The sequence below is a fragment of the Peribacillus sp. NPDC046944 genome, from assembly GCF_050272735.1.
In the GTDB taxonomy this organism is placed as follows: Bacteria; Bacillota; Bacilli; order Bacillales; family DSM-1321; genus Peribacillus.
On record NZ_JBNNML010000004.1, the window covers coordinates 216,094 to 239,783 of the forward strand.

The 23,690-nt window shown below is 39.5% G+C and carries 25 protein-coding genes; 19 read left to right on the forward strand and 6 right to left on the reverse strand.

The genetic code is table 11. The features are described from left to right. Positions 1 to 13: 13 nt before the first annotated feature. Positions 14 to 517, reverse strand: coding sequence for a peptidyl-prolyl cis-trans isomerase (locus tag ACQKIC_RS09350; RefSeq protein ID WP_402956166.1), 504 nt, complete (start codon positions 515 to 517; stop codon positions 14 to 16). Between the two features lie 199 nt (positions 518 to 716). Here ACQKIC_RS09350 and ACQKIC_RS09355 point away from each other — a divergent pair, with 199 nt between their 5' ends. Together ACQKIC_RS09355 and pyc are read left to right on the forward strand one after the other, a co-directional pair. After that, complete coding sequence (locus ACQKIC_RS09355) at positions 717 to 998, forward strand: YlaN family protein (protein WP_402868108.1); 282 nt, start codon at positions 717 to 719, stop codon at positions 996 to 998. 533 nt (positions 999 to 1,531) lie between these two features. Then, positions 1,532 to 4,969 carry a pyruvate carboxylase gene (gene pyc / locus ACQKIC_RS09360; RefSeq protein WP_402956168.1) on the forward strand — a complete coding sequence of 1,146 codons (3,438 nt, stop codon included), beginning with the start codon at positions 1,532 to 1,534 and terminating at the stop codon, positions 4,967 to 4,969. A 157-nt stretch (positions 4,970 to 5,126) separates the two neighbouring features. Here the strand turns inward: pyc and ACQKIC_RS09365 are convergent, their stop codons facing one another. Further along, positions 5,127 to 6,110 (reverse strand): COX15/CtaA family protein, encoded by a 984-nt coding sequence (locus ACQKIC_RS09365; protein ID WP_402868112.1) that lies wholly within the window; start codon positions 6,108 to 6,110, stop codon positions 5,127 to 5,129. Between the two features lie 636 nt (positions 6,111 to 6,746). Between ACQKIC_RS09365 and cyoE the strand changes: the two genes are divergently transcribed. The 7 genes from cyoE (at position 6,747) to ACQKIC_RS09400 (ending at position 13,644) form a co-directional block, all read left to right on the forward strand. Next, positions 6,747 to 7,685 carry a heme o synthase gene (gene cyoE / locus ACQKIC_RS09370; protein ID WP_402987763.1) on the forward strand — a complete coding sequence of 313 codons (939 nt, stop codon included), beginning with the start codon at positions 6,747 to 6,749 and terminating at the stop codon, positions 7,683 to 7,685. Between the two features lie 259 nt (positions 7,686 to 7,944). After that, a complete protein-coding gene (coxB, locus tag ACQKIC_RS09375) occupies positions 7,945 to 9,027 on the forward strand; it encodes a cytochrome c oxidase subunit II (protein ID WP_402868114.1) in 1,083 nt (360 codons plus the stop codon). Positions 9,028 to 9,051: 24 nt separating this feature from the next. Beyond that, complete coding sequence (ctaD, locus tag ACQKIC_RS09380) at positions 9,052 to 10,923, forward strand: cytochrome c oxidase subunit I (RefSeq protein WP_402956172.1); 1,872 nt, start codon at positions 9,052 to 9,054, stop codon at positions 10,921 to 10,923. Next, positions 10,923 to 11,552, forward strand: a complete 630-nt coding sequence (locus tag ACQKIC_RS09385) for a cytochrome (ubi)quinol oxidase subunit III (RefSeq protein ID WP_402868118.1) — start codon at positions 10,923 to 10,925, stop codon at positions 11,550 to 11,552. Before ctaD ends, ACQKIC_RS09385 begins: the two co-directional genes overlap by 1 nt. 3 nt (positions 11,553 to 11,555) lie before the next feature. After that, a complete protein-coding gene (gene ctaF, locus ACQKIC_RS09390; protein ID WP_402868119.1) occupies positions 11,556 to 11,891 on the forward strand; it encodes a cytochrome c oxidase subunit IVB in 336 nt (111 codons plus the stop codon). 149 nt (positions 11,892 to 12,040) lie between these two features. Then, the gene (gene ctaG, locus ACQKIC_RS09395; RefSeq protein ID WP_402956174.1) at positions 12,041 to 12,943 is read left to right on the forward strand and encodes a cytochrome c oxidase assembly factor CtaG; all 903 of its coding nucleotides are present in this window, start codon (positions 12,041 to 12,043) and stop codon (positions 12,941 to 12,943) included. Between the two features lie 239 nt (positions 12,944 to 13,182). Next, positions 13,183 to 13,644, forward strand: a complete 462-nt coding sequence (locus ACQKIC_RS09400; RefSeq protein ID WP_402868122.1) for a DUF420 domain-containing protein — start codon at positions 13,183 to 13,185, stop codon at positions 13,642 to 13,644. Between the two features lie 104 nt (positions 13,645 to 13,748). Here ACQKIC_RS09400 and ACQKIC_RS09405 read toward each other — a convergent pair whose 3' ends face one another. After that, on the reverse strand, positions 13,749 to 14,111 hold the full coding sequence (locus tag ACQKIC_RS09405; protein WP_402868123.1) for a YugN family protein: 363 nt from the start codon (positions 14,109 to 14,111) through the stop codon (positions 13,749 to 13,751). 329 nt (positions 14,112 to 14,440) lie between these two features. Here ACQKIC_RS09405 and ACQKIC_RS09410 point away from each other — a divergent pair, with 329 nt between their 5' ends. Then, a complete protein-coding gene (locus tag ACQKIC_RS09410; RefSeq protein WP_402956176.1) occupies positions 14,441 to 15,481 on the forward strand; it encodes a CAP domain-containing protein in 1,041 nt (346 codons plus the stop codon). 23 nt (positions 15,482 to 15,504) lie between these two features. On the opposite strand, the gene ACQKIC_RS09415 is transcribed toward ACQKIC_RS09410, so the two are convergent. Beyond that, the gene (locus ACQKIC_RS09415; RefSeq protein WP_402987768.1) at positions 15,505 to 16,005 is read right to left on the reverse strand and encodes a PaaI family thioesterase; all 501 of its coding nucleotides are present in this window, start codon (positions 16,003 to 16,005) and stop codon (positions 15,505 to 15,507) included. Positions 16,006 to 16,131: 126 nt separating this feature from the next. On the opposite strand from ACQKIC_RS09415, the gene ACQKIC_RS09420 reads away from it, so the two are divergent. The 5 genes from ACQKIC_RS09420 to ACQKIC_RS09440 all read left to right on the forward strand — a co-directional run bounded on the left by ACQKIC_RS09420 (position 16,132) and on the right by ACQKIC_RS09440 (position 18,348). Continuing rightward, positions 16,132 to 16,566 carry a YlbD family protein gene (locus tag ACQKIC_RS09420; protein ID WP_402868128.1) on the forward strand — a complete coding sequence of 145 codons (435 nt, stop codon included), beginning with the start codon at positions 16,132 to 16,134 and terminating at the stop codon, positions 16,564 to 16,566. Positions 16,567 to 16,590: 24 nt separating this feature from the next. Then, entirely contained in the window at positions 16,591 to 16,833 is a 243-nt protein-coding gene (locus ACQKIC_RS09425; protein ID WP_402868130.1) for a YlbE-like family protein, read from the forward strand. A gap of 60 nt (positions 16,834 to 16,893) precedes the next feature. Beyond that, positions 16,894 to 17,313, forward strand: a complete 420-nt coding sequence (locus ACQKIC_RS09430; RefSeq protein WP_402987771.1) for a hypothetical protein — start codon at positions 16,894 to 16,896, stop codon at positions 17,311 to 17,313. 60 nt (positions 17,314 to 17,373) lie between these two features. Then, the gene (locus ACQKIC_RS09435; RefSeq protein WP_402868134.1) at positions 17,374 to 17,823 is read left to right on the forward strand and encodes a YlbF family regulator; all 450 of its coding nucleotides are present in this window, start codon (positions 17,374 to 17,376) and stop codon (positions 17,821 to 17,823) included. A gap of 249 nt (positions 17,824 to 18,072) precedes the next feature. Further along, the gene (locus ACQKIC_RS09440) at positions 18,073 to 18,348 is read left to right on the forward strand and encodes a YlbG family protein (protein ID WP_402868136.1); all 276 of its coding nucleotides are present in this window, start codon (positions 18,073 to 18,075) and stop codon (positions 18,346 to 18,348) included. 40 nt (positions 18,349 to 18,388) lie between these two features. Here ACQKIC_RS09440 and ACQKIC_RS09445 read toward each other — a convergent pair whose 3' ends face one another. Continuing rightward, complete coding sequence (locus tag ACQKIC_RS09445) at positions 18,389 to 18,778, reverse strand: DUF7147 family protein (protein ID WP_402868138.1); 390 nt, start codon at positions 18,776 to 18,778, stop codon at positions 18,389 to 18,391. Between the two features lie 467 nt (positions 18,779 to 19,245). On the opposite strand from ACQKIC_RS09445, the gene rsmD reads away from it, so the two are divergent. Together rsmD and coaD are read left to right on the forward strand one after the other, a co-directional pair. Then, entirely contained in the window at positions 19,246 to 19,809 is a 564-nt protein-coding gene (rsmD, locus tag ACQKIC_RS09450; protein ID WP_402868565.1) for a 16S rRNA (guanine(966)-N(2))-methyltransferase RsmD, read from the forward strand. Between the two features lie 12 nt (positions 19,810 to 19,821). Beyond that, positions 19,822 to 20,313: a pantetheine-phosphate adenylyltransferase gene (coaD, locus tag ACQKIC_RS09455; protein WP_402868140.1), complete on the forward strand. Its 492-nt coding sequence runs from the start codon at positions 19,822 to 19,824 to the stop codon at positions 20,311 to 20,313. Between the two features lie 39 nt (positions 20,314 to 20,352). Here coaD and ylbJ read toward each other — a convergent pair whose 3' ends face one another. Continuing rightward, complete coding sequence (gene ylbJ / locus ACQKIC_RS09460; protein WP_427591068.1) at positions 20,353 to 21,582, reverse strand: sporulation integral membrane protein YlbJ; 1,230 nt, start codon at positions 21,580 to 21,582, stop codon at positions 20,353 to 20,355. A gap of 243 nt (positions 21,583 to 21,825) precedes the next feature. Between ylbJ and ACQKIC_RS09465 the strand changes: the two genes are divergently transcribed. Next, on the forward strand, positions 21,826 to 22,623 hold the full coding sequence (locus tag ACQKIC_RS09465; RefSeq protein ID WP_402956184.1) for a patatin-like phospholipase family protein: 798 nt from the start codon (positions 21,826 to 21,828) through the stop codon (positions 22,621 to 22,623). Continuing rightward, positions 22,613 to 23,638, forward strand: coding sequence for a SepM family pheromone-processing serine protease (locus ACQKIC_RS09470; RefSeq protein ID WP_402868146.1), 1,026 nt, complete (start codon positions 22,613 to 22,615; stop codon positions 23,636 to 23,638). Before ACQKIC_RS09465 ends, ACQKIC_RS09470 begins: the two co-directional genes overlap by 11 nt. Positions 23,639 to 23,690: the final 52 nt, after the last annotated feature.

Genomic DNA, 23,690 nt, shown 5'->3' on the forward strand with positions numbered 1-23,690 from the left:
GCTATCGGCGAGCTTATTTGACTGTAAAAGACGTGACATACTTGATTGGATTGTCGATATTACTTCCATCACCAAAATAAATTTCCATGGGACCACCTTCAGACACTTTAAGTGGTTGTCCATCCTTTGAAAACCCGATGAAAAATTTCATGGCATCTTCTAGCGGAAACGCCAATTCTTTGCCTTCTGAAGTAACGATAACTTCGGTTGCATCATCAGCGGGTTCGGCATTTTTTAAAAAAGGTTCAAACAGAATGCCAAAAGAACCTTCAAGCAATCGTTGTTTCTCGAATTTCCGTTCTGTTTTTATTGTAGGGGGTAGAACCGCTCCCTCTTGAATTTCTTTTTGCCAATGTCTAGAAGCTTTCTTAGTATAATCTTCTAGTTCATTGATCTGTACTCTTTCTTCACTGAAATATGTATCAATCTCAATTTTACGGTCATCGAAGATCCATACTCCAGGGTCTATTGTAAGAGGATATTTCACATTTCCGTTAATAAACACGATGGATTCCAAATATCTCATTCCTTCCTTTGCTCACATACATGTACAATTATAATCAATTACAGGAGAATTGTCACATTATCGAGCATGCATCGGCACAATTCTTCCAGGTTTCGTTATTCATTTAGTTTGTCAATATCCTTGCTTTTTAAGACAACTAAAGGTAGAATTTAAAGATAAGATTTAATCGCTCTGAGCGGGGGGATTTAACATGGCATCTGAAATGCTTGTCAATCATCGAGAAAAAGCTTTTGCTTTATTAAAGGCAGATGCTGACAAGATTCTAAAATTGATAAAAGTTCAAATGGAGAATCTCACTATGCCTCAATGTCCTTTATATGAAGAGGTACTGGATACTCAAATGTTTGGTCTATCACGGGAAATTGATTTTGCTGTACGATTAGACCTAATAGAGGAATTGGAAGGCAAATCTCTTTTAGAGACACTCGAAAGAGAATTGTCAGTATTACATGAAGCATCATTAAAAAAATAATATATAGCACATACTAACTCAAACAAATCTCGATGATTGTTTGAGTTTTTTATTTGTATACATAATCAAATGAATAGGTTATACTTATTTTAAAAGTGTTATACTAATAGGACGGAACATTCTTTGTTTAGTCCTTTTTATGTTTTTATATTAGTAATGATGTATCAAATTCATTCACAACATTTAATATTCTACAAAACTTGAATACGGTTACTGATCCAATGGCACTAAGACAAAAAGTGGATTGAAAAATACTTTTAAATATAAACGAAAGAATTTTTTATTTTTTTATTGTATTCAGTTTATTTTAGTATTATGGTTATATTAATTACTTATTAAAGTGAAAAGTACGAAAAGTTGGTATATCATAATAATAGTAATTATTTAAAAATTTCGCTTTATTCTTTTTCATTATTCACTTAATGAAATGGACGTTTAAGTTATCTCTATTAATGGAGAATGAAAAGTTGTGATATCTCTCACACTTTTTTTCTATATATTTATAAAAATACATATTGATTAGGGTGGTAGCAATGGTTAAACGTATAGAAAAGGTACTTGCGGCAAATCGCGGGGAAATTGCGATTCGAATTTTTCGGGCATGTACGGAATTAGACATTTGTACAGTTGCAATCTATTCCAAGGAAGATTACGGATCCTATCACCGCTATAAGGCTGATGAAGCATATCTGGTTGGTGAAGGTAAAAAGCCGATCGATGCATATTTGGATATTGAAGGGATTATTGCGATTGCCAAAATGAGTGGAGTTGACGCTATTCATCCTGGTTATGGCTTCCTTTCAGAAAATATAGATTTTGCTAAACGTTGCGAAGAAGAGGGAATTATCTTCATCGGACCTGAATCAAGGCATTTAGATATGTTTGGGGACAAGGTAAAGGCTAGAACACAAGCTGAACTGGCTGGTATTCCGGTCATTCCAGGCAGTGATGGACCAGTAACAAGCGTGGAAGAAGTAAAAGAATTCGGTAAGAAGTACGGCTTCCCGATTATTATAAAAGCCTCACTTGGTGGAGGCGGACGCGGCATGCGTATTGTCGAAAAACTTGAAGAAACCGAAGAAGCATACAATCGCTGTAAATCTGAAGCGAAAGCAGCCTTTGGGAATGATGAAGTATACGTAGAGAGATACATTAAAAATCCAAAGCATATCGAAGTTCAAATCTTGGCAGATTCTCATGGTAATACCGTTCATTTATATGAACGTGACTGCTCGGTGCAAAGACGTCATCAAAAAGTCGTTGAAGTTGCTCCTTCAGTTTCGCTTCCGGAGAGCCTTAGAGAAGAGATTTGCGAGGCTGCAGTCAAATTGGCCAAAAATATTGACTATGTCAATGCTGGGACAGTGGAGTTCCTTGTGGCAAATGGTGAATTTTATTTCATTGAAGTCAATCCAAGGGTTCAGGTAGAGCATACCATTACCGAAATGATTACAGGAATCGATATTGTTCAATCGCAAATCATGATTGCCGAAGGCCATGAACTACATGGTAAAAAGATCGCCATTCCAGAACAAGCGGGCATTAAAACAAATGGGTATGCAATCCAATCAAGGGTGACAACCGAAGATCCGTTGAATAATTTTATGCCTGACACTGGAAAAATGATGGTTTACCGTTCAGGTGGAGGATTTGGCGTACGTTTGGATGCAGGTAATGGATTCCAAGGTGCAGTGATTACCCCATATTATGATTCCTTGCTAGTCAAGCTTTCAACACATGCACTATCATTTGAGCAGGCTGCTTCCAAAATGGTGCGTAACCTGAAGGAATTTAGGATTCGAGGAATTAAAACAAACATCCCATTCCTTGAGAATGTTGTCAAACATAAGAATTTCATTACGGGCGAGTACGATACTTCATTTATCGATTCAACGCCTGAATTGTTTAACTTCCCAGTCAGAAAAGACCGTGGAACAAAAATGCTTTCATATATCGGCAATGTAACGGTGAATGGTTTTCCAGGTGTGGAAACGAAGAAAAAACCGGTCTTTGACCCAGCACCGATTCCGGATGTCAAGAATCTGCCGCTTACTCCAGGTACGAAGAATATTCTAGACGAACGAGGAGCAGAAGGCCTGGTTAACTGGATTAAGGAACAGAAAGAAGTATTAATTACGGATACGACTTTCCGTGATGCACATCAATCATTATTGGCTACAAGAATTAGATCAAAGGATATACTGGACATTGCAGAGCCTACGGCAAAATTACTTCCAAACCTATTTTCCATGGAAATGTGGGGCGGGGCAACGTTTGATGTAGCCTATCGCTTCTTGAAAGAAGATCCATGGGAGCGTTTGTTAAGTTTCAGGAAAAAAGCGCCTAATGTCCTGTTACAAATGCTTTTAAGAGCTTCCAATGCAGTGGGTTATAAAAACTATCCCGACAATGTCATACAGGAATTCGTTGAGAAATCAGCGGCGGCGGGTATTGATGTCTTCCGGATCTTCGACAGCTTAAACTGGGTAAAAGGGATGGAAGTGGCTATTGATGCTGTCCGCCAATCTGGTAAAATTGCCGAAGCGGCCATTTGTTACACAGGTGATTTGAATGATTCATCGCGCAGCAAATATAATATAGAATACTATAAAAACATGGCGAAGGAATTGGAGCATGCAGGTGCTCATATTCTAGCTATCAAAGATATGGCAGGTCTTTTGAAACCGGATGCGGCTTACCGTCTTGTATCGGAATTGAAGGAAACGACTTCTCTACCTATTCATTTGCATTCGCATGATACGAGCGGAAATGGTATCTTTACGTACTCAAAAGCCATTGAAGCAGGAGTGGATATTGTGGATACGGCGATTGGCTCGCTTGCAGGCTTAACTTCGCAGCCAAGTATTCAAACCCTTCATTATGCACTGGAGGGATCGGGTAGACAGCCTAAACTTGAAGTGGATTCACTTGAACGTCTAGGAGAGTATTGGGGAGAGGTACGGAAGTTCTATAAAGACTTCGAAAGTGGCATGAATGCACCCCACACGGAAGTTTATAAGCATGAAATGCCAGGTGGACAGTATAGTAATCTACAACAGCAGGCTAAAGCAGTAGGTCTTGGAGATCGTTGGCATGAAGTGAAGGAAATGTATCGACGCGTCAATGTCATGTTCGGAGATATCGTTAAAGTGACACCATCTTCAAAAGTTGTAGGCGACATGGCCTTATTCATGGTACAAAATAGCCTTTCGGAAGAGGATGTCCTTACAAAGGGTCAAGCCATTGATTTTCCTGATTCCGTTATTGAATTATTCGAGGGGTACTTGGGACAACCAACGGGAGGTTTTCCAAAGGAACTTCAGGAAGTTATCCTGAAAGGGAAAAAACCGATTACAGTTAGACCAGGTGAACTACTGGAAGCTGTAGATTTTGATGCATTAAGAGAAGAGTTGTTCCGAGAAGTGGGACGTCCTGTCACAGACTTCGATGTGCTTGCATATGCCCTATATCCTAAAGTATTCTTGGATTATAATAAAACGAAAGAGTTATTCGGCGATGTATCCAACCTAGACACAGCCACTTTCTTATATGGCATGAGATTAGGAGAAGAAATCGAAGTCGAAATAGAAAAGGGGAAAACCCTTATCGTTAAATTAGTGTCAATTGGACAGCCATTGCCTGATGGCACACGGGTTGTGTATTTTGAATTGAATGGTCAATCTCGTGAAGTCATCATCAAGGATGAGAATATTAAATCGTCCGTGCAAACCAAAATCAAGGCTGACACCAAAAATAAAGAACATATTGGGGCTACGATGCCTGGTACGGTCATCCGCGTTGTCGTCGAAAAAGGCGATCAAGTCAAGCAGGGTGATCACCTGATCATTACAGAAGCCATGAAAATGGAAACAACTGTACAAGCACCTTTCTCTGGTACAATTAAAGACATTTATGTTAAAGACGGAGAAGCCATCAGTACAGGTGATCTATTGATTGAAATAACTAAGTAACTCTAAGAGAGTCAGAGACTAGCTTTGAAAGAGGGCGCACGGATGGGATAACATCTGGAGTGCCCTCTTTCAGGCTATCCTTTTAACAGGTATACAAAAAGCCATCATTTTGAATGATGGCTTTTTGTATACCTGTTATTGTTTGAAAAGTCAGACGTCATCTGGCAGGAATGGTCGGTGATACAATTCCCTCATCTCGTTCATTAATAGAAGAAACTTGATTCTCCTTTTCAATAAGTAATGCGTTTTTCTTGCTTCTTGTAGTGAGAAGAAGCAAATAGCTCATCACCCCGAAAAAACAGGCTATAAATAAAGCATGTGCCAATGCAATGTATAGATTTTGTTTAGAAAAGATAATGAAAGCTCCGGCGGTTACTTGTAAAAAGACTAAAATGAATGCTGCATTCCAACCACCATATATGACCCGTTGATGTTTATAGTGTTTATGTGCCAAAAAGGTAGCGTAGGAAACCCATAAGAAAATCATCCCTGCTATCGCCCTATGACCCATTTGTATCCATTCATAGGTGTTAGTAGGTAGGAAGGTTCCATTCCCACATAGAGGCCAATCTTTACATATAAGACTAGATTCAGTATGTCTTACGAGAGCACCGGTATATACGACCAGTAAACAAAAAATCAAAATGCCGGTAATGTGAAATCCCATTCTTTTGTCAACAATCAGTTTATCAGCCTCAAACTTCTTGTCCACTTCGAAAATCAATAGGGTTAATAAAAATACGGAAGCAAAGGATATAAGGGAAATACCAAAGTGGAGAGCCAAAACAAAATCAGATTGAGACCAAAGAACTGCAGCAGCTCCTATTAATCCTTGAAGAACTAGGAAGCCGAATGAAAGAATCGATAGAAAGCGGGCTTCGCGAATATGACCTATTTTTCGCCAAGACATAACTGATAAAAGCAGGACCATGAATCCGCCTACACCTGAGACAACCCGATGGGAGAGTTCAATAACCAATGCGAACGTAATTTTTTCGGGGATTAATTGACCATTACATAATGGCCATGATCTACCACAGCCCATGCCGGAATCGGTCTTTGTGACTAAGGCTCCCCCTATTAAGATAAAGAGCATTACAATCGTAGTTAAAACAGCAAACCATTTAAGTGACGATTTCACCAGTAGTCCCACCTTTTTCTTGGAGTCATATTAGTTAGTTTTATTAAATCCATACCATATTATCATATCATAATGTAATTGATAAATATTTGTAGAACCTCCTCGATATTACACAAAATAGTATGATTTTACAAGTTCGAAAAAAAGTGCATCCCTAAATGCTACCATCAATATGGATTGAAACTCAGAAGGGAATTTGATAAAAATTGAAGAAGTGGGGATGGTAAAAAAGAGTGAAATGGGGGAATATGTAGGATATTTCCATAATGATCGCCACATGGCGATTTAAGTGAAATTCATGATGTTTACAGTATTTTCATCGAAAAATAACTCGACACAATTTGGTCAAAAATTATTCGAAAAAATTTCACAAAAGCTTCCAAAAATGTGTTTTAATATATTGAAGAAATGATTTTACTAATTTTTACTGTTATGGATGAACACTATATAGTATAGTTGCTTTGAATGGTTTCTTAAATTTTCAATGATATAGGCAAAAAGTAAATTATTTACTTTTTGTTTGCGCTTCCTTGGTTACAAATATAGAAAAGTATGAAATAATGATTTATAGTTATGTACTAAGTGTGCTACCTTTTACTTTTGCATGTTTTTGAGTGATTCAAAGGAGGAAAACAAATGTCAGAAACAAGGGGTATGTCAGAAGCTGTCTTGAAGGACAGTAAAGCCACCCTTCAATCGGATATACCAAAAACTACAGCCTGGAAAGACTTTCTGGCACTTATTAAAGTGGGGATTGTCAATTCAAATATAATCACGGCTTTTACTGGGGTGTGGTTAGCGATTCACTTTGCAGGACTTAGCTTTTTTAGTAATCTTGATGTGGTGTTCTATACTCTTGCAGGCTCGGCTCTTATCATGGCTGGATCTTGCAGTTTTAATAATTACTATGATCGGGATATCGATCATTTGATGGAACGAACCAAAAACCGTCCTACTGTAACTGGAAAAGCACAACCTTCCAGGGTGTTGTTCCTAAGTTTTGGACTGATTATTACAGGACTTATTTTACTTGCCTTGACTAATATGACGACGCTATTGATTGGGGCGTTTGGCGTATTCGCCTATGTGGTTCTTTATACGATGATTTTCAAAAGAAGATTTGTTTCGAATACCATAATAGGCAGTATCTCGGGAGCGGTCCCACCCCTGATTGGATGGGCAGCGATCGATCCAAACCTTGATGTGATTGCGTGGGTTTTATTCGCTATCATGTTCCTTTGGCAGCCCCCACATTTTTACGCCCTTGCAATGAGGCGGGTTGAGGAATATCGGGCAGCTGGGGTTCCAATGCTTCCTGTTGTAAAAGGCTTTAAAAGGGCAAAAAAATCAATTATAGTATGGATCATTGCTTTAATGTTCATTCCATTCTTTTTAACTCCCTTAGGCACTCCATTAGTTGTCTTGGCCGCACTATTAAGTACCGGCTGGCTTATTTTGGGATTGAAGGGGTATAAAAAGAAAGATGATATTAAGTGGGCAACTTCCATGTTTGTATATTCGCTTAATTATATGACTATATTATTTGTAGCGATGGTTATCGTTACACTTATTTAAACTTAGTATACATCATAGGGTTGTAGCCCGTTTGTTAATGGGCTGCACCTTACTTGATAATAAATTGGACACTGACCGCTATACATATTATTCAGAAAAACATCATGAGATTCCATCCTTAGAGCGGTTTGATTCACTAGAGTAATCCTTAGTTTAGGGATTCTTTCTTTTAAAGAAATTGACATAGAGAGAATATTCGCAATAGCGCCCATTTTGAATTTTGTGAGAAAATTTTGATGAAAGAGGGGTTTCTGAAGCTATGAAAAAAAGGCTGCACAAATGGCGCCTAATTGCTTTGCTGGGTATAGTAGGACTTGTCCTTTCGGGCTGCGGTGAACCATTCCTATCCACGCTGAAGCCAGCTGGCGATGTTGCGCAAACACAGTTTGATTTACTGGTATTGAGCACATTAATCATGGTACTGGTGATTATTGTAGTAATCATTTTATTCGTTGTAGTTTTATTCCGCTTCCGCCGAAAGAAAGGCGACGAGACAATACCGAAACAAATTGAAGGAAGTCACAAACTCGAAATTATTTGGACTGTTATTCCTATCCTTCTTTTGATTGTTCTGGCTGTTCCGACTGTCGTTACCACTTTTGACTTAGCTGACACTAGTGCAATGGATAAGAAAGATAAAGATGGAAAAACGAAGGATGCTTTGGTGGTCAACGTTAGGGCAAACCTTTATTGGTGGGAATTTGAATATCCAGACCTAGGTGTAATTACCAGTCAGGATTTGGTCGTTCCGACTGATCAGAAAGTTTATTTCAATTTGACAGCTTCAGATGTTAAACATTCATTTTGGATTCCGGCTGCCGGAGGGAAAATGGATACGAACACTGATGGAGTCAATTCATTTTTCTTAGAATTCGATAGCGAAAAGGCAGAAAATTCTAACGATTTATTCTATGGGAAATGTGCTGAGCTTTGCGGGCCATCCCATGCATTAATGGATTTTAAGGTCGTTACGAAATCAAAAGCTGACTTCGAAGCTTGGACTAAAGATATGAAGACTGCAAAAGCACCTGTGGCAAAAGGGGATGTTGCTAAGCAAGGGGAAGAGGTCTTCAATAAAAGCTGTATCGGATGTCATGCGGTTACCCCAAATGACAGTAGACCTGAAGCAGCCCGTCAAGCTCCAAACCTGGCTACATTCGGCGAACGTGAACGAGTGGCGGGAGTATTGGATCACACGGAAGAAAACGTGAAAAAATGGATCAAAAATCCTGAAAAGTATAAACCGGGTAACACAATGACCGGTACTTACGGCGAGCTTTCTGATTCAGAAATTAATGCACTGACAGCTTACCTTTTAGAGCTCAAGGTGGAAGAAAAATAGAACATTGATTAAGGAGGTTAAATCGTGAGTACGCACGCTAATAAAAAAGGTTTTGGCGCTACGATTTGGGATTACCTAACTACGGTAGACCATAAGAAAATCGCCATTTTATATCTAATTGCAGGCGGATTATTCTTTGTGATCGGCGGTTTGGAAGCAATGTTCATCCGTATCCAGCTGGCAATCCCGAATAATGATTTTGTAAGTGCCGGGTTTTATAACGAAATATTGACCATGCACGGCACGACGATGATTTTCCTGGCGGCCATGCCGTTGGTATTTGCGGTAATGAACGCGGTTGTGCCGCTACAAATTGGGGCACGTGATGTTGCGTTCCCATTTTTAAACTCATTAGGTTTCTGGTTGTTTTTCTTCGGGGGTATCTTTTTAAATCTTTCATGGTTTTTAGGTGGAGCCCCTGATGCAGGCTGGACATCTTATGCATCTTTATCCCTTCACTCTGAAGGGCATGGTATTGATTTTTATGTACTGGGACTACAGATTTCCGGTTTGGGAACCTTAATTGCAGGGATTAACTTCCTTGTGACCATAATCAATATGCGTACGCCAGGAATGACCTATATGCGTATGCCACTATTTACATGGTCAACATTTGTTGTTTCTGCATTAATATTATTTGCCTTCCCACCACTTACTGTTGGGCTAGTATTAATGATGTTTGACAGGATGTTCGGAGCCAACTTCTTCGATGTGGCAGCCGGGGGGAATACGATTATTTGGGAGCATTTATTCTGGATATTCGGTCACCCGGAAGTGTATATCTTGATCTTGCCTGCTTTTGGTATATTCTCTGAAATCTTTGCAACTTTTTCGAGAAAAAGATTATTCGGTTATTCATCCATGGTGTTTGCAACCGTCTTAATTGGTTTCTTAGGTTTCATGGTATGGGCACATCATATGTTCACCACTGGTTTAGGACCTATTGCAAATGCAATCTTTGCCGTTGCCACTATGGCAATTGCGGTACCTACCGGTATTAAGATTTTCAACTGGATCTTCACGATGTGGGGCGGAAGTGTGAAATTCACGGTTCCAATGCTTTATGCCGTCGCCTTTATCCCTTCCTTCACAATGGGTGGCGTGACAGGTATCATGAATGCAGCTGCACCAGCTGATTACCAGTTTCATGATAGCTATTTCGTCGTTGCCCATTTCCACTATGTAATCGTCGGTGGGGTTGTATTGGGTTTATTGGCGGGGATTACGTTCTATTGGCCGAAAATGTTTGGAACGATGTTAAATGAAGGCTTAGGGAAAATCACTTTTTGGACTTTCTTGATTGGTTTCCATTTAACATTCTTTATTCAACATTTCCTTGGTCTAATGGGGATGCCACGTCGTGTATTCACATTCTTGGATAACCAAGGACTTAATACAGGAAATATGATTAGTACAGTAGGGGCTTTCCTAATGGCATTTGCTGTCATCGTTTTAGTCATAAATGTTATCATTACGTCTGTTAAAAACGTCAAGGTCGGCAATGATCCTTGGGGAGATGGCCGTACTCTTGAATGGGCCATCCCATCACCGCCGCCATTCTACAATTTCAAGCAACTTCCGCTTGTCCGCGGGTTAGATCCATATTGGGTCGAGAAAATGGAAGGTAAAAAGGAAATGACGCCAGCAGAGCCACTTGGTGATATTCATATGCCTAATAATTCTATCCTTCCTGTAGTAATGTCATTCGGTTTATTTGTAGCCGCATTTGGTGCTTTATATAATATGGATGATAAAAATTGGACCTTGCCTGTAATCATAATCGGGCTTTTGATTACATTTGGTTCCATGTTCATACGTTCTGTCAAAGACGACCATGGATATCATATTCATAAAGAAGACCTTATGGATGATGATGATAAGGAGGTTAAGGCATAATGCAAGCAGATGAAAAATTCACGGATGCTACTTGGCCTGCTTCTCCTGAGAAAGCGACTTTAGAAGGTAAAAATAAATATTTAGGATTCTGGTTGTTTCTTGGTGGAGAGACGGTATTATTCGCTTCACTTTTTGCTACGTATCTTGCATTAAAGGATAAAGTTCCTAATGAAAATGCAGCACTGGCAAAAGATCTATTCGAATTACCTCTTACGTTTGTTGCGACCATGCTTTTGCTGACTAGTTCATTAACAAGCGTGTACGCAATGTATCACATGAAAAATAATCATTTTAAACAAATGCAAGCTTGGATCGTTATCACTGTGGCATTAGGTTTTGGTTTCCTCGGTCTTGAGATTTATGAATTTAACCACTATGTTCATGAATTTAAGCATACTTTTACTAGTAGTGCATTCGGTTCGGCGTTCTATACGTTAGTCGGATTTCATGGAGGACACGTTGCCTTCGGTTTAATGTGGTTCATATCCCTGATGCTCCGAAATGCGAAAAGGGGTTTGAATTTATATAATGCCCCTAAATTTTATGTGGCAAGTCTTTACTGGCATTTCATTGACGTTGTTTGGGTATTTATCTTTACAGTCGTATATTTAATGGGAATGGTGGGATAACTGATGGCGAATGAACAGTCAAATTCAGCAAACCCGAATGTCGATTTAAAATATCGTCGTAAGAAAAATGCTGAAGAGATGAAGCATCAAGTAATTACTTTTAGTCTTATGATTTTCTTAACTTTAGTGGCATTTGCCGCTGTAGGAATAGAAGGTTTTTCACATTGGTTCATTAAGCCAGTCATTTTATTGCTGGCAGTTATACAAGTCATTTTCCAGCTTTATTATTTTATGCATATGAAGCATAAAGGTCATGGCACTATTACATTGTTTCTCTTTTCCGGCCTTGCAGTCGGGTTGATTACAGTGCTAGCTTTTATCACGATTGTCTGGATATGATAGATAGGGACCGGCTATTTTTAAAATAGCCGGTTTTCTTATAATTATCGCCCAGTAAAATCCAGGTTTATCTATATTTGTTACTGCGGTTTATTTTAGGTATAATAGAAGGATAGTAATGGAAAAAAGTTTACGAACGAGGTGATTTTATGTCTATTGATATTTTTGGCTTTCGTGCTTTATGGAGTCCATTTTACTTTGCCGTCCTCGTACTTATTACCATTGGCTATTTTTTGATGGTGACAAAGTACAGGAATAGATTTGAGGATAGTTCACCGGTTCCCTTGAAACAGGTAGTCTATTTCTTAATGGCCATGATTCTTCTTTATGTGGTCAAGGGGTCGCCTATCGATTTGCTCAGTCATATCATGTTCAGTGCACATATGTTTCAAATGGCACTGCTTTACTTGGTGATACCTCCCTTATTTATCATTGCGATACCCACATGGGTGTGGAGATCTTTAATAGATATAAGGGGAATGAAGTCGCTGTTTCGCTTCTTCACGAAGCCTCTCTTTGCACTTATGCTATTTAATGTTCTTTTTTCGCTGTATCATATCCCATTGGTATTCGATTTCATCAAAACTGGCATGTTGGTCCATGCAGGCTATACGGTGATTTTATTTGTGACAGCTGTTTTGATGTGGTTTCCTTTGGTTAATCAGCTTCCTGAATATGAAAGCCTTTCGGGGGTTAAAAAAGTAGCATATATTTTTGGTAGTGGCATTTTAATGACCCCTGCGTGTGCATTGATCATTTTTGCCGATTATCCAATGTATGATACGTTCACTAATGCTGAATCTTGGGCTAGTGCCATGGAACTGTGCGTGCCTGCATCGGCATTGTCAGGCCTGACGCTCAGTGGTCCAGAAATGTTTAATGGGCTGCCTTTGCTTGAAGACCAACAGCTAGGTGGAGTATTGATGAAGGTCATTCAAGAAATCGTTTTAGGATATGTTTTAGGTGTCATTTTCTTTGCTTGGTTCAAGAAGGAGAATGGCGGTGAAAGCGAAATTGACCCTATTCCTACAGATTTCCAGACTGTAGAATGATCATTTCGTGAAAGACTTGTCTACTGAGTGGACAAGTCTTTCATTTGCCTTGTTAGGGGTTTCCGGTATTCTTACTTCAAAATATAGGCTAAACATGAAACCGAAGGAAAGGCTAGTTATTTGACTTGGTTTTTTGATAAAAGTGAGCATTGTGTTAAGTTTGCTTGCTTTTATTGAATTTTATGAATACCTCTTATAGAATAATAGATGATTAATAAATATAGAGAGGACTACATCTTATGTCTTTACCGATTCTTCCAACAATTAGCACAGCTTTCATTGTATTAAGTTCAATCACGGTTGCAATAGGCTGGTACCAAATTAAACAGCGCAGAACAGAGACACATAAAAAGACCATGATAGTGGCCGCGATTTTTGCGATAATTTTCTTCACTATCTACCTTTCTCGTACGATTTTCGTTGGTAATACATCTTTCGGAGGACCGGATGATATTAAAATTTATTACACGATCTTTTTGATTTTCCATATCACACTTGCGACTACCGGGGCAGTACTTGGAATCATTATGCTGACAACAGGTTTAAAAGGTAAGTATGCGATTCATAGAAAAATCGGTCCTACGACTAGCATTATTTGGTTTTTCACTGGAATCACTGGTTTGGCCGTTTATCTTTTACTATATGTCATTTATCACGGTGGAGAGACAACATCACTGATTAAAGCGATTCTTGGATCATAAAACTAAAAAAGGCCTGATGTGTAAAAACATCAGGCCTTTTTGATACAAGAAAAGAGGGGTGTTCAGAGATTCCTCTCTTCTGTTTGTTCAGTTTCCAGTCACTTTTACAGTCCATTAAATTGTGTAAGTTCCTCTTTAACCTGAGCCAGGATTTTTTCACACTGTTTCACTAATGAAGGGGGGAAGAACTCTCCTTCTCCATATTCAATGCCATGTGGATAATAGTGTTTTCCTAAAAGTGGAACCATTAGTTTCATTGTGGCCCTATGAGCCCCCACATCACCTTCGACGGCATAGCCTAGTATACGCAGATAAAAAGTGCCTTCTCTCAATTCGAATTTACGGTCATAACTTACTCTCTCATAGTCCCATTGTTCGGCACGTATTAAACCGTATTCCGGCATTAGGTCATCTAATCGGTTTAAGTCGGCTGTGATGTTCTCAATTCCAAAGCTTTCAAATTTCACGAGTAGTACCTCCTATTTTTGCATTTGGGAATTAAAATGACATACAAGGAAAATATTATGTAGTGAAAGTAACGAAAATTCCCCAAGCATATTTATAATATACCATTTTATCCTATATTTTATAATAGTATGAAATGATGGAAGTTGCAATGAACTCGACATTGTATTTTTATGATTCACAAAAGTTCCATTTTTGCAAAATTAAAAAATGATGTAATCTATCGTTAAATAGAAAATTATGATGGAACAATGTTATAATCAGGAAAGAAAGCTAGTATTAGATACATAAGCATAGAGAGAGGGTGTGTCCTCTGCGCAGGTTCGGAAAGGTGTTGCTGTTAAGTATTGTTTTTTTCATAATCGGCATTTATACGAATATCGGTCTGGAGGAAAAGCTGAATCCTCTCATAGATGGAAACAAAGATGTTAATCCTAACGATACGATAAATGAAAAGAATCCGCATATGGAGAAAGATGAAGTAATGGCTAAAGAAGGATTAGCGATTACAATTGGGAAGAATATAAAAGAGGTCAAAAAGGAATTCGGTGAACCGGATCGAATTGATATGTCCGCATATGGATATGATTGGTGGATATATAATAAAGATTATAATGACTATTTTCAATTGGCCATGGAAAATGGGAAAGTCGTTTCTGCATACGGAATCGGGGACAATGTGAATATTTCCCCTTTTAAAATCGGCCAATCCATTGATGCTATCTATTCTAGCTTATATATAGAACCAACGGTTGATATAGAGGCTGGCGATAGCGTCTACCGTTTCGAATTGTCTGAAGAGGATATGAATATGAGACCATTGATAGAACTTGGGGATATTCATGTTCAGTTGTATTTAGATAAGTTTTCTGGAACCGTTTCGAGTGTCCGGTTTTTGGATGATTCCACTCTTTTAAAACAGCAGCCATATGAGCTGACCTATCATGGTTCGCTAGTGCCTGTTAAGGATCTTTCCGAAGAGGAATGGACTAATGTGAGAGTAGGGAATGAACGGCAAATATTTGATATTGCGAATATCATGCGTAGTAGGTTTGATTTGAAGCCATTAAATTGGAATGATTCAATTGCAAAGATTGCTTACCTTAATAGCCAAGAGATGAAAGGCACTCAGGAAGAAACACAAGTCTCTGAAACCAAAGGGGATTTAGCTGACCGATTAAAAGCGGGGAATATCCAGTATAGTGCGGCAGGCGAAAATATTGCAGCAAATTATGTGGACGCAGCGGCTGTTATGGAAGGCTGGCTGAATAGCGAGGGTCATCGGGAAACGATGTTGAGTGAAGAGTTTACCGATTTAGGTGTAGGGGTTTATAAAAAGTATTACACACAGAACTTTATTGCGAAGAAATAAAACGGATCCTTCTGGGATCCGTTTTATTGTCCTTTCATATTCACGATGAAAAAACTACCAGTGGAAACGGCACAAAGTAATCCGTCATCTCGATAAACCTTTCCTTCAAGAATGATGGTTTTATTGCCTGTATGCATAATGTTACACGTACAAGTCAACTGTTCACCGATAGCAGGTTTTACATATCGTACCTGAATGTCCGTTGTCAAAGTAGCATAACCCTTTGGGACTGTCGAGCCGGCAAGAGTGCCCATTGCTGAGTCAATTAGTGTGGCGATGATTCCTCCGTGAGTGATGTTCAATTCATTATGGGATAAAGGGGTGATAGGCATCACCATCGAAAGAGATGTGCCGTCGTGGCTAACCTGTTTGTTAAGCTTAAGGAGATTGGAGATATAGGAGTATTTTTCATTTTTTCTTTTCTCCTTCAGGCTGGAGATGATTCCTGATAATACGCGTAGATCTGCTTCATCGGCCGTGATTGCCAAGTTCTTGAAATCCTCGACAAGTGCTTCTATACTCATAAAAAAACATCCTTTTTTCCAATATTATACTATATGTAGCCGGATGAATGAATAAGATCCATGCACTTTTTCATACATAGAGGCATATCGTAAAATAGGCGATGTCTTAGTGTGAGGTGAAGAGTAATGGCAAAAAAAAAACGCCCCTCCATTGATGGATTTAGGGAGTTTGTCAAGGTGCATCCATATTTAGTGAATGAAGTGAGAAATAAGCAAGCAACATGGCAGGAGCTTTTTGAAGAATGGTACCTACTCGGTGAAGATCATCCACGCTGGCAGGCTGAGGACAGTGTGCAAGCTTCTGTAGGAAAGACTGAACCGGTGGTAACCGCCACAGAAAAGGGAGAGCAGAGCTCTGAGTTACTGGGTACGGTTATGAGTGCCGTTAAAAACATGGATATCGGACAAATACAACAATATATTTCAAGTGCCAACCAAGCAATTGGAGCCATTCAAGGTGTGCTATCGGCTTTCCAGGGAAATAAATCGGGCGGGGACTCCACTCCTCCGCCAAAAGCACCTGAGCAGAGAAGTAATCCATTTTTATTTAACAAGGATTAAGTAGCGGGAGGGAGGAAGGATTCCATGCGTCAAAATGTGTATGACTTCATCCAGACTAATGAGGATATGAAAAAGTATTTAAGGATTCAGCCTGCTTGGTATAAAAGGTTAATGCGTAATCCCCATGAGTTGGATAAATTTGAAACAGAAGCAAAGTACTTTTTTGAAAAATCAATTCCCCATCGAATCTCTAAATTCTCCGATAGTGTTCAGGTTGCTTCGATGATGCTCCATATGTTCCAAGCGATGAATGTACCAAGCGAATGAAGAAAAAAAGAGTAAATTACTCCTTTTGGCAAATAATATTGACAAAAGGGGGACGATGTCATGAAGAGAATGATTATAGTTCTAACAGTGCTGATGGCAGCAACAGGTTGTGGAAAGAAAATCCCTGAACCCAAAAATGTCTCGGCTGCTAGTGTTTCTGACCTTAAGGCTGCCACCACTGTACAAAGCGCCCAAACGATGGATGAGGATTTTCAAGTGAAGACTTTTGTCAAAGGAAACTCTGTATATGTGGAATGTTACCTGAACGACTATAGTTTTTCAGGAGATACTTCAAAACAGTTGGCCACTGTTTCTGTCCTTTTAGATGATAAAAAGAGAATCAATAAGCATACGGCAGCCTTTATCCTAAAAGATATTCCACATGGCGCGCATAAGATCAGGCTGGAGATATTGAATGACTCGGGTCAAAAAACGGGTCTGAATAAAGAGATCGAAGTACATATCACGTCCACTATGTAATCATAGCAATGGCATATGAAAAGAATAAATGGTAAAATGATGGTGGAGGTGAGCTTATTTATGCTTGCTACTATGGAAATTGTTGATATTTTACAACATGCAGACGGATTAGCAGAAACGATCCTTCATTCTGATATAGGGGAAAATTATCTTCTTAGTTTATATAAATTACAAAGCGATAAAGAGGCGCAAACAAAAATCTCCAAGTTTACTTCTCTAAAGGATCTTTTTGAAGATGTACAAAGGTTCGGTAAGTATCATCCGGACTATAAGCGCATCAATATGGAGACCCGAGAGGCAAAACGGGATATGGATATGCACCCTACCATTGCTGAGTTCAAGATGGCAGAAACGGAATTGCAGAGTATCCTAGATGAAATTAGTGGCTTAATCGGCCATGCTGTTTCGGAACAAGTGAAAACACCTGCAGGAAATCCATTTTTCGTATCTTCAGGCGGCTGCTCTTCAGGAAGTTGCGGAACAGGTGGAAGCTGTGGTTGTTCTGCATAAGATGATGAAAGCCTGGACATTTCACCAGGCTTTTTTTTTCGGCAAATGTTCATTTCACTCACGAGCAAGATACAGTCTGGACAATCATTACTTCTTAGTCACTCAATGGTTTTTATCCCCTTTTACTCATGACCCCGAAATGATTCATAATAGTAAGAGAATTTTGTTTATAATCATTTTTCTTGGTTGAAAGAAAGGATTCTGCTATGCTAAAATTAGTTAAAGCCTTTATAAAAGGGAGTTATTGATATGCTTGGAGCAAGACAAGGAATTATCGTCTATTTACATACATTAAAACAAGCCAAAATGCTTAGGAAGTTTGGAAATATCCATTACGTTTCAAAGAAGCTGAAATATGTCGTCCTTTATACGAACATGGATGAAGTTGAACCATTGGTTGAAAAGCTGAATAATTACTCCTTTGTCAAAAAGGTTGATCTTTCTTATAAACCTTTCCTTAAAATGGAATTCGAAAATTCTAAACCGGATAAGGCTAAGGAATACGATTATAAAATGGGTATCTAAAAAGTGCTGACTCGAGGAGTCAGCACTTTTTTTCATCTCTTCAGCCCAATGGCGGTAGGTATCTATTCATACGCAAAATACCTATCAAGTGCTGATAGTACAATTCTATTTCGGCGAAAAGTTTTGAAGACTTCACATCTATTTCTATAATTGGTCTGTCTAGTTCTTTAGCCAGATCTTCAAATAGTTGATATCGTTTATTGGCGGTAAAATGAGGGTTTGGGATCCCCTCACGGCAAATATATAGAGGTTGGAATTTTCCCGGATCTGTTGGTTGCATGACGATAACCAATGAAGTTACCTTTTTATCATCAAGCGTAGTATGCATGGCCAGCATCCTAGCTACACGGTGTTGCTGATTGCGCCCTACCTCGATCAGTTCATATATATCTGAATAACCTTGTCCAAGTTCTATAAAACGTTGAATCAATTAAACCTCTCCTCACTAACTTATCTTTCATTACTTTATCATTTTATCCCGTAAAAGAGAAGAGCCAACTTAAAGCTGAATCGGTTCTAAAAGCCCATGATAACGGCAGTTTCATAAAAAAAACCCTGCACTTTCATGCAGGGTCCTTCTATGTCTAATTAAGGACCAGAAGGCAAAGGGAGAGGAGAAACCGGAGGAAGACTTATGGGGAAACGTAAGCCTTCTCCGCGGTTGGCAACAACACTTAATAAGTCATGTTGTTATTTTCATTATGACCAAAATCAGCTTATCTATTCAAACTATTAGAGATTTTAATGAGGAGGATATGCCCTTTTTATTTAAAGGGGGAATGTATTTAAATTGTTCTCGCTTAAACGGGTGTATTTGGCTTTTGTTATTGGCTAGTAATTTCTAATATGTTAGGATAGGAAAGTAACAGAAATTTGTCATAAAATGTGGTGAGAATGATGAGGGTCGTTTCCGGAAGTTGCAAAGGAAGACCACTTAAGGCTGTACCGGGTACAGGAACCCGGCCGACTACGGATAAAGTCAAGGAATCCATTTTTAACATGATTGGTCCTTATTTTGAGGGCGGGATTGTTTTAGACTTGTTTGCCGGCAGTGGTGGATTGGGAATCGAGTCCTTGAGCAGGGGGATGGATCGAGCTATCTTTGTAGACCGCGATTTTAAAGCTAACCAAACTGTCAAGGCGAACTTGGAATTATGTAAATTCACGGACTGTGCTGAGGTTTATAAAAATGATTCAGAACGTGCTTTAAAGGCGTTGGTGAAAAGAGAAATGATCTTTGATTTGATTTTTCTTGATCCACCTTATAAAAAGCAAAAGCTCGTGGATTTATTGGAAGAGATACATAAAAACCGCTTGCTCAGCGATATGGGGTATATTGTTTGTGAGCATGGCGATGATGTTTCGTTGCCAGAACAAATTGGCGACTTTACAATCAAGAGAAAAGAAGTATATGGGAGTATTGCGGTAACGATTTATCAGTGGGGGAACGTACACGAATAGGGGGAACGATGAATGTCGAAAATAGCGATTTGTCCGGGAAGTTTTGATCCGATTACTTTTGGCCATCTTGATATCATTCAAAGGGGAGCTAACGTATTTGATGAGGTCTATGTAGTTGTTGTGAACAATTCAGCAAAACATTCACTGTTTACTGTAGAAGAGAGATTGAAGTTAATCACTGAAGCAACGGCTCATATGCCGAATGTTAAGGTGGATTCCTACCAGGGATTGACGGTCGATTATGCTGAAAGCGTTTCCGCCAATGCAATTATCAGGGGCTTGAGGGCGACTTCAGATTTTGAATATGAGATGCAAGGAACCTCGATGAATAGATTTTTGAACAACAATATTGAGTCATTTTTCATCATGACGAAAAATCAATATTCATTCTTAAGTTCCAGTATCGTAAAAGAGGTCGCGAAATATGGTGGGGATATAACAGAATTAGTACCGCCTGTTGTTCAGAAAGCTTTGACACAAAAGTACGAAGAACAAAAAGCATAGGAAAGAGAGCATGGCCCGCTTTGTGGACTGTGCTCTTTTTTATTTATGAAAGTCGCTGATGAGACGTTTAGCGAATAAGATGATGTAAATCATGAGAAAAGCGAGTGTGAGAAGCGGACCAAAATCCAACATGTATTGGTAAAGAGAATGTGCACGTTCTCCTGTAAATCCATTGACCGGGAAATCATTAATTACATTTCCATTGTAATCAGTGCCTCTATAGAAGGGTTCCCAGAGTATAACGGTAAAAATGGCGGCAAAGAAGCCATGTGCAATTCTGGCCAGGAAAAATGGCATAAAACGAATATCGGTCGTTGCGATGATACTGGCCACTTGGGCTTGAATGCTAAATCCATTGAAAGCAAGGATGAAACTAGTCATGATTGTCTGTTGCAGGAGGCTCGCATTTTCTATCTTGCTGGTTAATTTAGATCCAAGAGTCATTTCAAACATGCCTGAGATGAATGGAAGGCTTAAAGAATCGGGAAATTTCATGAGATGCAATATCCCTCCGATTCCTGTCGCAAGCAGGCTGGTTATATTCATATGAAATAAAAGTCGATTGACAACAGAAAATAGGATGATGAATCCACCTATCATAAGGAGCGTTTGAATGGAGGATAGAACGGCATCACCAAGCAACGTTCCAAACGGCCGGGTTTCTTTTAAGCGTGTGCGGTGCATTTGACTAAAGGCTTGTCTGATGGAAGGCAGTTTAGCTGTGCTTTTGGGCTGGAGTTTCCCCTTTTCCTCTTTTCTCCGATAAAAGCGCATCAAAATCCCTACACACAGATTGCCTAAATAATGGGCAAGTGCCAGGATGATGCCCAAGTGGGGATTGTGGAAAAATCCTACGGCAACTGCAACGAATAGGAACAGAGGGTTGGATGAATTAGTGAAGCAAACGAGTCTTTCCGCTTCAATTTGGCTGACTTGTTTCTCTTGACGGAGCCTTACCGTGAATTTGGCTCCTGCCGGAAAACCTGATGCAAGCCCCATAGCCCATACAAACCCTCCAACACCGGGTACGCGGAATAAGGGTCGCATGAAAGGTTCGAGTATCACACCGATGAACTTGACTACGCCAAAGCTAATTAATAACTCCGAAAAAATCAAGAAAGGAAGGAGGGAGGGAAAAACAATTTTCCACCACATATTTAATCCACCTTTAGAAGCGTCAAAGGATTCCTGGGGGAAGATGACTAAGCCAACTGCCATCATGGTAACCGTGATGGCTAATACTATTGTTTTAGATTTTGATTTAAGCAAGTTCTGAGCCTCCTCCTAAAAGGGTTACGAATAGCGTAGGGTCTACTGGTAAAACATGATAAAATGTAGATAATAGATACAGTGAAAGGCTATATGCTTCGGAAAGTTATCTGAATCTTCTGTTGTTTGGCTTGTTTTACTGTCAATATAAACAATATGCTTCTATAAAACTGTTTAAGACCATAACTTTGTATGAGTACGATTTTGAAAAGAATTGAACTTTTATAGTGAGGGGAGATTTTTATGCCGCATCCAAAGATCGGGTTAGCACTCGGGTCGGGGGGAGCGAGAGGTTTTGCACATATTGGAGTAATTAAGGTGTTGCAAAAAGAAGGCATTCCAATAGATATGATCGCCGGAAGCAGTATGGGAGCGATGGTGGCTACCTTTTATGGCGCGGGTTCAGATATTGAGAGGCTTTATACACTTTCGCGAGCATTTAAACGTAAATATTACTTGGATTTTACGATACCAAAAATGGGCTTTATTTCAGGTAAACGAACGAAGGATTTAATCCGGGTTTTCACATACGGCAAGAATCTTGAAGATTTGGATATACCGGTGGCTGTTGTTGCCACGGATATCAGGACGGGGGAAAAGGTCGTATTTCGTGAAGGACCGCTAGCCCCTGCGGTAAGAGCCAGTATCTCGGTCCCGGGAATTTTCGTTCCTGAGAAAATTGGAGATCGACTCCTTGTCGATGGAGGGGTAATTGATAGGGTCCCGGTTTCGGTCGTAAAGGAAATGGGAGCGGATATTATCATTGCTGTGGATGTTGCACATGTGAAACAGGACGTAGAAATAAATTCGATATATGACGTTATCATGCAGAGTCTCGACATCTTGCAAATGGAATTGGTCGAAAGTAGAGTAGTTGCCTCGGATGTCATGATCCGACCAAGAGTGGAAAAATACAGTTCAAAGGCATTTACAAATATACAGGAAATAATTAGTATTGGAGAAGATGCTGCTAGGGATAAGGTAGATCAGATTAAGCAAAGTATCAGTGCTTGGAAGGAGTCTTATGTAGATGAATCGTAAAATGTTTGTACGCACTATCCTGGTGGCCGCTATACTCCTTATAGCCTCGGCGCTATATTCTCTCCCATATTATGTGACGAAACCAGGAATGGCTAAAGAATTGGAGCCGATTATTCAAGTATCGGGTGCGGACGAAGAGCAAGGGAGCTTCATGTTGACTACCGTAAGGATGGGGAAGGCGAATATTTACTCCTATTTATTAGCTAAGTGGAGTAAGTACCAGGAAATTTATCCGGAGACCTCGATTCGTAGTCAAGATGAAACAGACGAAGAATATAATGTCAGGCAGTTGCATTTAATGGACGGGTCTAAAAATAACGCAATTAAGATTGCTTATGATAAAGCGGGCAAAGAGGTAGATTATCAATACTTAGGTGTATATGTTCTGGATGTACTCGAAGAAATGCCGGCAGCGAAGGAATTGAAGGCGGGAGATCAGATTATACAAGTCGATCGTGTGAGATTCAAGTCAGCCCAAGAGTTCATGGACTATATCAATGGTAAGAAAGCTGGAGACGAGATTGATTTGGTGTTTAAAAGGGAAGGTGAAGAGAAAAAGGTCACGATTCCTTTAAAAACATTCAAGGATGATTCCAGTAGGGTAGGAATAGGCATCTCCCTTGATGATTATCGTAAGGTTATCACGAAGCCGACCGTTACGATCGATACGGATCAAATTGGTGGGCCCTCAGCTGGATTGATGTTCTCCCTTGAAATTTACAACCAATTAACAGAGGGGGATATTACAAAAGGCTACGATATAGCGGGGACAGGAACCATAACGGATGATGGGACGGTTGGTCCAATCGGCGGAATCCAGCAGAAGATTGTCGCAGCTGATAATTCCGGAGCCGAAATCTTTTTTGCCCCTAATGAAAACGGCGCGTCAGGGTCGAACTATGAAGAGGCGATGATAGCAGCGAAGGACATTAAAACGAAAATGAAAATCATCCCCGTGGATAGTTTTGATGACGCATTAGAGTATTTATCCAAGATCAAGGAAACGAAAAAATGAAAAAAAGCGCAAGCAGTCTAACTGTTTTGCGCTTTTTTGTGTGATAGGGAGA